Origin of the sequence: Agromyces protaetiae (assembly GCF_030866785.1) — a bacterium.
Classification (GTDB): domain Bacteria; phylum Actinomycetota; class Actinomycetes; order Actinomycetales; family Microbacteriaceae; genus Agromyces; species Agromyces silvae.
In genome coordinates, this window is record NZ_CP133018.1 from 2428551 (window position 1) to 2439515 (window position 10965).

Sequence of the window (10965 nt, forward strand, 5' to 3'; positions counted from 1 at the left end):
CTGGATGCGGGGAGCCATCGCGAGCCGGATCAGAAGATCCCCACCAGGGCACCGACGACGAGGCTCGCGACGACGCCGAGCGCGAGGACGCCCGCCGTCACGGCGAGCACGAGCGGCGCATTCACGCCCTCTTTCTTCGGTGGGGCGATCATGTCGCGCGGATGCCCCTGCGTGCTCACCGCACGACTCGCCGAGACGGGTGCGACACCCGCACCGCCGGCGTCTTCCACATGGTCGATCAACCGGTCGACGTCGCCGGTGTCGAGCTGACTCGGGTGCAGGCCGGTGGCGCCGTAGCTGCGCGGCAGGTCGATCGAGCCGGTGACCATGATCTCGCCGCCATCGGGCAACGGCTGCCCGATGGCACCCTGATGCGGCATGGAGGGCAGAATGAGCGCGCTCGTCGTGGTCGGAACGCCGTGCGAGCCGCCGCCGCCGCGGGCGAGCAGCTGATCGAACGGCTCGGGCTGCTCCTCCGGCAGGTCGAGTTGCGAGGTCCAGTGGCCGACCGGCTTCGCGCCGAGCGCCGGCTCGTCGGCGGCCGAGGTCGCGGTGGGCTGCTGCGGCGTGGTGACGCGAGCCGGCGCCGCCTTCGCGGCGGGCGCGTCACCGGCAGGATCGTCGATGCCCTCGAGATCGTCGAGATCGCCGGACCGGCTGGACTCGATCAGCGCGCGCAGCTCACGTCGCGTGAGCGTGCGCTCGGGCGTCGGATCGTCGTCATCGTCGACCGCGACAGCGGGCCGCGACCAGGCCTGCGGGGTGGCCCCCGGCGCGAACGACGACGTCCTGGTCGGTTCGGTCAAGCCGGGCTCAACCGCGGCAGGCCTTGCGGCGTTCGCCGGCGCGTCGGTCACGGGTTCCGCGACCGGACCGCCGAACAGCGACCCCTCGGTGGCCGCGGTGTTCGCCGCCCGGGGCGCGAACGTCGAGGCCGGTTCGGTCTCGACGGCGTCGGCCGGGTCGTCGGCGGGTGCGGCCGGCTGCGGTGCGGGCGGGAATGCCGGCGCCGACTGCGGCGGCGGCGAGACGGGGAAGGCCGGCGCCGGAGCATCCGTCTGCGGGCTCGCTGAAGCCGCCTGCTGCTCCAGCAGGCGCTCTCGCTCACGCATCTCGCGGCGCGTGAGGGGCCGATCCTGCGATGTCATTCGACACTCCGGTAGAGGTGGTGCTTGGAGATGTACTGGACCACCCCGTCGGGTACGAGGTACCAGACCGGGAACCCCCGGCGCACCCGGCTCCGGCAGTCGGTCGATGAGATCGCCAGCGCCGGAACCTCCAACAAGGATACGTGCTGCTCAGGCAATCCCGAAACGGAGAGTACATGACCTGGGCGACTGACCGCTACGAAATGCGCCAGCTCCCACAGTTCGCCGACGTCCCGCCACGACAAGATCTGGGCCACCGCGTCGGCACCGGTGATGAAGAACAGCTCGGCGTCGGGCCGCTCCCGGCGGATGTCGTGCAGCGTGTCGATCGTGTAGGTCGGCTTCGAGCGGTCGATGTCGACCCGGCTCACCGTGAACCGCGGGTTCGATGCGGTCGCGATGACCGTCATCAGGTACCGGTGCTCGGGTGGCGTGACCACCTCTTTGTACGAGGGGCGACCGGTCGGCACGAACACGACCTCGTCGAGATCGAACGACTGGGCGACCTCGCTCGCCGCCACCAGGTGGCCGTGGTGAATGGGGTCGAATGTGCCGCCCATCACCCCGACCCGGGGCCGGCGACCCTCACCCGACATTGCGCGATCGACCCCGCTCAGTGCGCGGCGTGGTCGTCTCCGCCGTGCCGAGCGGCGTACGCCTCCGACTTGTGGCGGTGGCGGTTCGCGACATCGCGGTACGAGTAGGTGACAGCACCCAGCGCGAGGAGGATGACGAGCGCGATGAGCCCGTAGAAGAAGGGATCCATGGGCAGCTCGCGCGCGTGTACCGTCTCAGCGAAGACCGCGGTCACCAGGCTCATTCGGGGTGTTCCTTTCGTTTCTCGCGTACCGGCCGTCGGGCGGCGGCGCGCACACGACAGTCTAGTGGGGCCGTCACTCGCGTACGTGGCCCGCGCCGCGCACGATCCACTTCGTGCTGGTCAGCTCAGGCAGACCCATGGGCCCGCGGGCGTGCAACTTCTGGGTCGAGATCCCGACCTCGGCCCCGAACCCGAACTCGGCGCCGTCGGTGAACCGCGTCGACGCGTTGATCATGACGGCCGCCGCGTCGACCTCGTTGAGGAACCGCTCCGCGTTGCCCAGATCGTTCGTCACGATCGACTCGGTGTGCTTGGTCGAGAAGCGCCGGATGTGCCGGAGCGCGTCGTCCATCGAGTCGACGATGCCCACCGACAGGTCGAGGCTCATGTGCTCGGTGGCCCAGTCCTCGTCGGTGACGGGCACGGCTTCCGGGCGGATGGCCCGCACACGGTCGTCGCCATGGACGGTCACTCCGGATGCCTCGAGGCGGTCGATCACCGAGGGAAGCAGCCGATCGGCGGCGGCGCGGTGCACGAGCAGGGTCTCGAGCGCATTGCACACGCTCGGGCGCTGCACCTTCGCGTTGTGCACGAGCTCGACCGCCCAGTCTTCTCGGGCGCTCTCGTCGAGGTACATGTGCACGACGCCTGCACCCGTCTCGATGACGGGGACCTTCGCCTCGTCGACGACGGCCCGGATGAGCCCCGCGCTGCCGCGCGGAATCAGCACGTCGACGTAGTCGCGGGCCTGCATGAGATGCCTCGCGCCGGCTCGGCCGTAGTCGTCGACCGTCTGCACGGCGTCGGCGGGGAGGCCGGCCGCCGCGTACGCGTCACGCAGCAGCTGGACGAGGACCCGGTTCGTATGCTCGGCGGCGGTACCGCCCCGGAGGACGACGGCGTTGCCGCTCTTCAGGGCGAGCGCCGCGATGTCGATCGTGACGTTCGGCCGCGCCTCGTAGATCGCGCCGACGACACCGAGCGGCACCCTGACCTGGTCGATGCGGACCCCGCTCGGGAGCGAACGGCCGGAGACCGTCTCGCCGATCGGGTCCTCGAGCCGCACGACGTCGAGCACGGCGTCCGCCAGCGCTCCGATGCGCCGCTCGTCGAGCCGGAGCCGGTCGAGCAACCCGTCGGCGAGGCCTGACGCGCGCCCGGCCTCGAGGTCCTCCTGGTTCGCCGCGACGATGTCGGATCGACGTTCGCGGAGCAGCTTCGCGACCTGCTCGAGCGCGGCATCCTTCTCGGCCGTGGTCGCGATGGCGAGCCGGTAGGACGCCTCCTTCACGGCGGCGAGCCGGGCATCGAGACGAGCGGGATCGAGTTCGGGATGCGCCATGGTCTCAGTCTAGGGACGCGTGGCCGAGCCCGAATCCTCGTGACGCTCGGTCGCCGGCTCGAACCAGGTGCCGAGCTCGCGCCCGGCGAGCGCGTCGGCCACGAGCGGCGTCGCGGTGATCAGCACCGCGGTGCCGGCGGCCGCGGCGATCCGCGCCGCGGACACCTTCGTCTCGGCACCGCCGGTGCCGACACCGGCACGGCCCGCCGCCCCGATCTCGATGCCCGCGAGGTCGTCGCCGTAGGGGACGTGCGCGATCCGTTCGGCGCCGGGCAGGTGCGGCGGCCTGGTGTAGAGCGCGTCGACGTCGGAGAGGAGCACCAGCAGGTCCGCCGCGATCAGCTCCGCGACGAGCGCCGCGAGCCGGTCGTTGTCGCCGAACCGGATCTCGTGCGTCGCGACGGTGTCGTTCTCGTTCACGATCGGCAGGATGCGCAGCCCGAGCAGGCGTTCCATGGCGCGCTGCGCGTTCTGGCGCGGCGTGGGGTTCTCGAGGTCGCCGGCCGTGAGCAGCACCTGCCCCGCGAGGATGTCGTGCCGGTCGAGACTCGTCTGGTAGCGCCACATGAGCACGTTCTGGCCGACCGCGGCCGCGGCCTGCTGGGTCGCGAGGTCGGTCGGCCGGCCGCCGAGGTCCAGGAACGGGATCGCGGTGGCGATCGCACCGGATGACACGAGCACGACCTCGGCCCCGCGCTCGTAGGCCTCGGCCAGGGCGTCGACGAGCGGCTCGATCTGGCCGGCGTTCTCGCCGCTCACCGACGACGAGCCGACCTTGACGACGATGCGGCGTGCGCCGGGGATGTCGGAGCGGCTCCGCGGGGTCACTGTTCGCTCTCCCCCTCGTCTTCGTCGGACCAGAGTCCGGCCTCGCGTTCGCGCTGCAGCTCCGCGCGGGCCTCGGCCTTCGCGTCCATGCGATCGTGGTACTCCTGCTTGCGCTCGGCGCGGGTGGCGCGACGCTGGTCGTCGAGCCGCACGTCGGTGCCGCGCGGGGCGGTCATGAGTTCGGCGGTCGAGGTGAGCGTCGGCTCCCAGTCGAACACGACGCCGGCACCCGCGCCGATCACGACCGTCGATCCGGCAACCGCGCCGGCACGCACCAGCTGGTCCTCGACGCCGAGCTTCGCGAGCCGGTCGGCGAGGAAGCCGACGGCCTCGTCGTTGGTGAAGTCGGTCTGCGCGACCCACCGCTCGGGCTTGCCGCCCAGCACCCGGTAGGTCGTGCCGTAGGTGCCGCCCTCGGCCCGCACGACGAAGTCCTGCTCGTCGACGGCCTTCGGCCGCATGATGATGCGGGGACCTGCCGGTGCCGCCGCCGCCTCCCGACGCGCCTCGTCGACGATGTCGCCGAGCGCGAAGCCGAGCTGGCGCAGCCCCTCGTGCGACACGGTCGAGATCTCGAACACGCGGTAGCCGCGGGACTCCAGCTCGGGGCGGACGAAGGCCGCGAGCTCGCGCGCTTCGGGCACATCGACCTTGTTGAGGGCGATCAGCTGCGGCCGGTCGAGCAGGGGCACCTGACCCTCGGGCACCGGGTAGGCGGCGAGCTCGGCGAGGATGACCTCGAGGTCGCTGACCGGGTCGCGGCCGGGCTCCAGCGTGGCACAGTCGAGCACGTGCAGCAGCGCCGAGCAACGCTCGACGTGGCGCAGGAACTCGAGTCCGAGCCCCTTGCCCTCGCTCGCACCCTCGATGAGCCCCGGCACGTCGGCGACCGTGAACCGGTGGTCGCCCGCCTCCACCACACCGAGGTTCGGGTGCAGCGTCGTGAACGGGTAGTCGGCGATCTTGGGCCGGGCCGCCGACATCGCGGCGATGAGGCTCGACTTCCCGGCCGATGGGAAGCCCACGAGGGCGACATCCGCGATGGTCTTGAGCTCGAGTGTGACCTCGCCCTCGTAGCCCGGCGTGCCGAGCAGGGCGAATCCGGGCGCCTTGCGTTTGGTGGATGCGAGCGCCGCGTTCCCGAGCCCACCCTGGCCGCCAGGTGCGACGATGAATCGCATGCCCGGCTCGTCGAGGTCGGCGAGCTCGTCACCGTTCTCGTCTTTCACGACGGTGCCGACGGGCACCGGCAGTTCGACGTCGTCGCCGGTCACACCGGACCGGTTGTCACCCATGCCGGGCTGGCCGTTCGGCGAGGTGCGGTGCGGTCGACCGTGGTAGGCGAGCAGAGTGGTGACCTGCGGGTCGGCGACGAGCACGATGTCCCCGCCCTTGCCCCCGTTGCCGCCGTCGGGGCCCGCGAGCGGCTTGAACTTCTCGCGGCGAACGGACACGCAGCCGTTGCCGCCGTGTCCGGCCTTCACGAACAGCCGGACCTCGTCGACGAAGCTCACCATGAGCGGGCCCTCTCTTGACTGTGGAAACACGTGAGGGCGAGCCGAAGCCCGCCCTCACGAAAAAACCGATCGACTACGCGTCGACCGCGACGATGTTGACGACCTTGCGGCCGCCCTTCGCACCGAACTGCACCGAGCCGGCCTCGAGCGCGAACAGCGTGTCGTCGCCACCGCGGCCGACACCCGCACCCGGGTGGAAGTGGGTGCCGCGCTGGCGGACGAGGATCTCGCCGGCCTTGACGACCTGACCGCCGAAGCGCTTCACGCCGAGGCGCTGGGCGTTCGAGTCACGACCGTTGCGAGTCGAGCTCGCTCCCTTTTTGTGTGCCATGTCAGTCTCTCCTCAGCCGTCTTACTTGATGCCGGTGACCTTGACGCGCGTGAGCTCCTGACGGTGGCCCTGGCGCTTCTTGTACCCGGTCTTGTTCTTGAACTTCTGGATCACGATCTTCGGGCCGCGGAGGTCGTTCAGGACCTCAGCCGTGACCGTGACCTTCGCGAGCGACTTGGCGTCGGAGGTGATCTTGTCGCCGTCGACGAGGAGGACGGGGGTCAACTGGACCGTGCCGTTCTCGCCTGCCTTGATGCGGTCCATCGTCACGATGGTGCCGACCTCGACCTTCTCCTGCCGGCCGCCGGCGCGCACTACTGCGTAAACCACTGCTCGTACCTAACTCTGGGGAGCCTGAGCTCCGTCTGCTGAATGGGAGTGTCACGTGATTGTGACTGTCACTGCGCCGGACCCCAGCGGGAAGGAGGGTCGTGCCAGAAAACTGTACGTGCACCCCGTGATAAGCGGAGGGCACCAGCGGTCGAGTTTACCGGATGCCCCGTGGCCGGTCAAACGCACGCCACGCCGGCCGCGCCGCCGTCCAGTGGACACGCTCCGTCTCCCGCCGCCTCGGCGCGACCAGTCGTCGGCATTCCTGCACCGACACGCCGTCCGATCGCCGAGGACGTCGGCGTGTCGCCGGATGTTCCCGACGACTCGCCGTGCGGCGCAGGTGGCCGTGCCTAGAATCGCGGACATGACCGTGTTGATCGACACGCCGCTGTGGCCGAACCACGGCACGCTCTGGGGGCATCTCGTGAGCGACGCGTCGCTCGACGAGTTGCACGAGTTCGCACGGCGGGCCGGCGTGCCGGCGCGCGCGTTCGATCTCGACCACTACGACGTGCCCGTCGAGCGGTACGGCGAGCTCGTCGCCGCGGGCGCGACGCCGGTCGAGCCGCGAGAGCTCGTCCGTCGCCTCGCCCGCAGCGGCCTGCGCGTCACGCCCAAGCAGCGGCACGGGCGCGGGCAGCCCGACTGACGGGCGGCCCGGCGGACGGGCAGCCCGACCGACGGGCAGCCGGGCTGATCAGCGCAGCGGGCTGATCAGACCGGCCTGCCGATCAGCTGCGCGAGTCCTGGTCGCCGTCCGCATCCTCGGGCCGTACGATCACCGGTGCCGAGCCGTTGCCGCTGAGCGCGGCGGTCGACACGCGCCGGCTTCGGCCGCGGCCCTCCCCCGGCTTCTTCGGCGCCGGCAACGAGTCGAGCACGGATCCGAGCAATGCGTCGGGGTCGGCCGCGGGGCGCGGACGCTCCCGGCGGCCGGGCAGATCGGGCAAGCCGGGGAGATCCAGTGTCGGCGCGGGCGAAGTCGCCTCGGCCGCCGGCGTCTGCCCCGGAGCCTTCGCCCGACGTGACCCACCGCCGGCACGCTTCGTGCCCGCGCCCGCGGACGCGGCGGTCGCGGACGCGGATGACGACTCGGCTGACGCAGGCTCGGCTGACGCGGACGCGGACGCGGGCTCGGCGGACGCGGACGCGTCAGACGACGACTCGGACTCGGCACGCGCGCCCTCTGCGGGCACGGACGCCCGCACGTCGTCTGCGGCCGTCGACCCGGCGTCGGCGCGCTCGCCGGCCGGTGCCGACTGCTCCTTCGAGGCTCGGCGGTGCCGGCCGCGGCGACCGCGCGGGGCGGTGTCGCCCGATTCGTCGGCCTGCGACGAGCGGCCGTGACTCGAGGCATCCGATTCGCGGGCGCCGGCGGCGGCCTCGATCTTGGCCTCGTCACCGCCGGTGTGGGCGATCGTCGACGCGGCGATCTGCGCGAGCGCGTGCTTGACGTCCTCGGTGATCTCGTGGGCGCCGTTGTGGTGGCCGGCGGGCGCCGACTGCTGCTGCGACTCGCGCGAGCCGCCGCCGTTGCCGCCACCACCGCGATTGCGACGACCGCCGCGCTCGACCTGCTGCTGCGGAGCACGGTGCTTCATGATCGGCTCGTGGTGCACGATGATGCCGCGGCCCGCGCAGACCTCGCACGGCTCGCTGAACGTCTCGAGCAGCCCGAGGCCGAGCTTCTTCCGCGTCATCTGCACGAGTCCGAGCGAGGTGACCTCGGCGACCTGGTGCTTCGTGCGGTCGCGCGACAGGCACTCGACGAGCCGGCGCAGCACGAGGTCGCGGTTCGACTCGAGCACCATGTCGATGAAGTCGACCACGATGATGCCGCCGATATCGCGCAGGCGCAGTTGCCGGACGACCTCCTCGGCCGCTTCGAGGTTGTTCTTCGTGACCGTCTCTTCGAGGTTGCCGCCGGAGCCGACGAACTTGCCGGTGTTGACGTCGACGACCGTCATGGCCTCGGTTCGGTCGATCACCAGCGATCCGCCGGACGGCAGCCAGACCTTGCGGTCGAGCGCCTTCTCGATCTGCTCGCTGATGCGGAACTCGTCGAACGCGTCGCGCTCGCCCTCGTACGCCTCGACGCGCTCGAGCAGGTCGGGCGCGACGGCGCTGAGGTACTTCTCGATCGTGGCGCGAGCCTCGTCGCCGGCGATGATCATCTTCTGGAAGTCCTCGTTGAAGACGTCCCGGACGATCTTCACCAGCAGGTCGGGCTCGGAGTGCAGCAGCGCGGGCGCCTGCACCTTCTCGAGCGACGCCGCGATGTCGGCCCACTGCGACGTGAGGCGGTTGACGTCGAGCGTGAGCTGCTCTTCGGTCGCACCCTCGGCGGCGGTGCGCACGATGACGCCGACGTTCTCGGGGAGCACGGCCTTGAGGATCTTCTTCAGGCGCGCACGCTCGGTGTCGGGGAGCTTCCGGCTGATGCCGTTCATCGACCCGTTCGGCACGTACACGAGGTACCGGCCCGGCAGCGACACCTGGCTCGTGAGCCTGGCACCCTTGTGCCCGACCGGGTCCTTCGTGACCTGCACGAGCACCTTGTCGCCGGGCTTCAGCGCGAGCTCGATGCGGCGCGGCTGGTTCTTCTCGCCGTTCTCGGCTGCCGCTTCCCAGTCGACCTCGCCCGAGTAGAGCACCGCGTTGCGGCCACGGCCGATGTCGACGAAGGCGGCCTCCATGCTCGGCAGCACGTTCTGCACGCGGCCGAGGTACACGTTCCCGATGAGGGAGGCATCCTGATTGCGGGCGACGTAGTGCTCGACGAGCACGCTGTCCTCGAGCACGCCGATCTGGATGCGCCCGCCCTTCTGCCGGACGATCATCTGCCGGTCGACGGATTCGCGACGCGCCAGGAACTCGGACTCCGTGATGATCGTGCGGCGTCGTCCCGCATCGCGGCCGTCGCGCCGGCGCTGCTTCTTGGCCTCGAGCCGCGTCGACCCCTTGACCTTCTGCGGCTCGGTGATCAGCTCGGGCTCGCGCGGCTTGCGAACCTTGACGACCGTGTTCGCGGGCTCGTCGCCCTGGCTGCGGGCGTCTTCGCCGCTCCGACGGCGCGTGCGGCGGCGCACGGTCGATGCGGCGTCGTCGCCGGGCGCAGCCTGCTCGCGCGGCGCCTCGGACACCTTGAGCACCGGCGGCGCGCGGAAGATCAGCGAGGTCGTCGTCAGCCCGCCGGGAATCGGCTCGAGCTCGGGCGCGCCGGGCGTGTCGCCTGCGTCGGACGCGCCGGCGGCGGCATCGGATGCCTCGTCGGCGGCCGGCTCGGCCGTGTCCGCGTCGAGCGCGTCCGCGTCGACCGTGTCCGGCTCGACCGTGTCCGGCTCGACCGTGTCCGCCTCGTCGATGTCCTGCCGCGCTTCTTCGGGCCGGTCAGCGGCGGGACGCCGGGGTGCGGATCGCGGCTCCGCGCGCCCCTGGTCCGCACCGCCCTCACGGGACGGCGGGGCCGCGGATGCCTCGACGGCGGCCGTGCCACCGGCGGTCGGGTCCGGGGCCGCCGAACCGGTCGGGCGGCCGCCCGACGTCATGCCCGCCGACGCCGGCTCGCGGGCGGCACGGGCGCCTTCGGTGGGCGTCGCGCGCGCGTCGGCCGGGGGCACCGCGGTGTTCTTGGCCCGCGTGCGCCGCGAGCCGAAGAGGCCTCGTCGACGCGGTGCGCCGTCGTTGCCGGGATCGTTGGTCTGCTGGTCGTTGCCTTCCACCATCTCTGGTGCACTCCTATGCCGGTCGGAATGGCCGCGCCATCCCTCCCCGGTACTCCTCGGAGCGGAAACACGCGGTGCGCGTCTCCGCCAAACCTTCTCTGCGGCGACCGGCGTCAGCCGGGTCGCCTCCTCGTCGCGGTGCGTTCACCGCCATCCGGATGCCAGGGCATCCCAAAGCCTTCGTTGGCGTCGAGCCGGGCGCGGCCCGGACGACTGCTTCGATTATCGCACGGCTGCACAGGGACCGCCTGAACCGGCGTGCCATAATCCGACCATGGCCGACACTTCACCTCGTTCCGGCGCGCGTGCACTCGGGATCTTCCTGCTCGTCGCCGGGGCACTCGGCCTGCTCGCGGCCTACGAGCTCTCGCTCGAGAAGGTGCTCTCGCTGGCGGACCCCGAGCATGTCCCCGCCTGCAACGTCGGCGTGCTCGTCGGGTGCAGTGTGAACCTCGGCTCGTGGCAGGGCGCGGTGTTCGGCTTCCCGAACCCGTTCCTCGGCCTCATGGCGTGGCCGGTCGTCATCACGATCGGCGTCGCGCTGATCGCCGGGGTCCGGTTCCCCCGCTGGTTCTGGCTCGGATTCAACCTCGGCGTGGCGGGCGCGCTCGTGTTCGTCGGCTGGCTCATCGCGCAGAGCATCTACGTGCTCGACGTGCTCTGCCCCTGGTGCATGCTCACCTGGGCGGTGACCATCCCGACGTTCTGGGCGGTCACACTCGACAACCTCAGGGCCGGCCGCATCCCCGCCTCGGCGCGCGTACGCCGGCTCGCGGCCGCCTGGTACGGCTGGATCCCGCTCATCACGGTGGTCTGCTACGCGATCGTGATCCTGCTCGCGCAGGCGCAGATGAACGCCATCCCCCGCGTCATGATCGATCTGCAGAACCTCTTCCGGTAGCCGTCGCCGGCCGAGGAGCG

Annotated in this window: 11 protein-coding genes; 2 read left to right on the forward strand and 9 right to left on the reverse strand. The window is 71.2% G+C overall.

From position 1 onward, the window contains the following. Positions 1 to 29: 29 nt before the first annotated feature. The 8 genes from QU602_RS11215 to rplU form a co-directional block, all read right to left on the reverse strand. Positions 30 to 1112 carry a hypothetical protein gene (locus QU602_RS11215; RefSeq protein WP_308796537.1) on the reverse strand — a complete coding sequence of 361 codons (1083 nt, stop codon included), beginning with the start codon at positions 1110 to 1112 and terminating at the stop codon, positions 30 to 32. 32 nt (positions 1113 to 1144) lie between these two features. Beyond that, a complete protein-coding gene (gene nadD / locus QU602_RS11220; protein ID WP_308796538.1) occupies positions 1145 to 1744 on the reverse strand; it encodes a nicotinate-nucleotide adenylyltransferase in 600 nt (199 codons plus the stop codon). A 17-nt stretch (positions 1745 to 1761) separates the two neighbouring features. Then, a complete protein-coding gene (locus QU602_RS11225) occupies positions 1762 to 1968 on the reverse strand; it encodes a hypothetical protein (RefSeq protein WP_308796539.1) in 207 nt (68 codons plus the stop codon). 73 nt (positions 1969 to 2041) lie between these two features. Next, positions 2042 to 3310: a glutamate-5-semialdehyde dehydrogenase gene (locus QU602_RS11230; RefSeq protein ID WP_308796540.1), complete on the reverse strand. Its 1269-nt coding sequence runs from the start codon at positions 3308 to 3310 to the stop codon at positions 2042 to 2044. A gap of 9 nt (positions 3311 to 3319) precedes the next feature. Further along, complete coding sequence (gene proB, locus QU602_RS11235) at positions 3320 to 4138, reverse strand: glutamate 5-kinase (protein WP_308796541.1); 819 nt, start codon at positions 4136 to 4138, stop codon at positions 3320 to 3322. Beyond that, entirely contained in the window at positions 4135 to 5655 is a 1521-nt protein-coding gene (gene obgE / locus QU602_RS11240) for a GTPase ObgE (RefSeq protein WP_308796542.1), read from the reverse strand. Before obgE ends, proB begins: the two co-directional genes overlap by 4 nt. A 73-nt stretch (positions 5656 to 5728) precedes the next feature. Further along, positions 5729 to 5986 (reverse strand): 50S ribosomal protein L27, encoded by a 258-nt coding sequence (rpmA, locus tag QU602_RS11245; protein WP_308796543.1) that lies wholly within the window; start codon positions 5984 to 5986, stop codon positions 5729 to 5731. A 21-nt stretch (positions 5987 to 6007) separates the two neighbouring features. After that, positions 6008 to 6316, reverse strand: a complete 309-nt coding sequence (rplU, locus tag QU602_RS11250) for a 50S ribosomal protein L21 (RefSeq protein WP_308796544.1) — start codon at positions 6314 to 6316, stop codon at positions 6008 to 6010. Between the two features lie 367 nt (positions 6317 to 6683). On the opposite strand from rplU, the gene QU602_RS11255 reads away from it, so the two are divergent. After that, positions 6684 to 6968, forward strand: a complete 285-nt coding sequence (locus QU602_RS11255) for a DUF4031 domain-containing protein (RefSeq protein WP_308796545.1) — start codon at positions 6684 to 6686, stop codon at positions 6966 to 6968. 82 nt (positions 6969 to 7050) lie between these two features. Here the strand turns inward: QU602_RS11255 and QU602_RS11260 are convergent, their stop codons facing one another. Next, a complete protein-coding gene (locus QU602_RS11260; RefSeq protein WP_308796546.1) occupies positions 7051 to 10044 on the reverse strand; it encodes an Rne/Rng family ribonuclease in 2994 nt (997 codons plus the stop codon). A 274-nt stretch (positions 10045 to 10318) separates the two neighbouring features. Between QU602_RS11260 and QU602_RS11265 the strand changes: the two genes are divergently transcribed. Then, a complete protein-coding gene (locus tag QU602_RS11265) occupies positions 10319 to 10945 on the forward strand; it encodes a vitamin K epoxide reductase family protein (protein ID WP_308796547.1) in 627 nt (208 codons plus the stop codon). Positions 10946 to 10965: the final 20 nt, after the last annotated feature.

What these genes read in the sequence shown, in the direction of transcription:
- QU602_RS11225 (WP_308796539.1), bottom strand. Translation starts at nt 1,968, where the DNA reads ATGAGCCTGGTGACCGCGGTCTTCGCTGAGACGGTACACGCGCGCGAG.
- QU602_RS11265 (WP_308796547.1), top strand. Translation starts at nt 10,319, where the DNA reads ATGGCCGACACTTCACCTCGTTCCGGCGCGCGTGCACTCGGGATCTTC.
- QU602_RS11215 (WP_308796537.1), bottom strand. Translation starts at nt 1,112, where the DNA reads ATGCGTGAGCGAGAGCGCCTGCTGGAGCAGCAGGCGGCTTCAGCGAGC.
- QU602_RS11230 (WP_308796540.1), bottom strand. Translation starts at nt 3,310, where the DNA reads ATGGCGCATCCCGAACTCGATCCCGCTCGTCTCGATGCCCGGCTCGCC.
- rpmA (WP_308796543.1), bottom strand. Translation starts at nt 5,986, where the DNA reads ATGGCACACAAAAAGGGAGCGAGCTCGACTCGCAACGGTCGTGACTCG.
- QU602_RS11255 (WP_308796545.1), top strand. Translation starts at nt 6,684, where the DNA reads ATGACCGTGTTGATCGACACGCCGCTGTGGCCGAACCACGGCACGCTC.
- obgE (WP_308796542.1), bottom strand. Translation starts at nt 5,655, where the DNA reads ATGGTGAGCTTCGTCGACGAGGTCCGGCTGTTCGTGAAGGCCGGACAC.
- nadD (WP_308796538.1), bottom strand. Translation starts at nt 1,744, where the DNA reads ATGTCGGGTGAGGGTCGCCGGCCCCGGGTCGGGGTGATGGGCGGCACA.
- QU602_RS11260 (WP_308796546.1), bottom strand. Translation starts at nt 10,044, where the DNA reads ATGGTGGAAGGCAACGACCAGCAGACCAACGATCCCGGCAACGACGGC.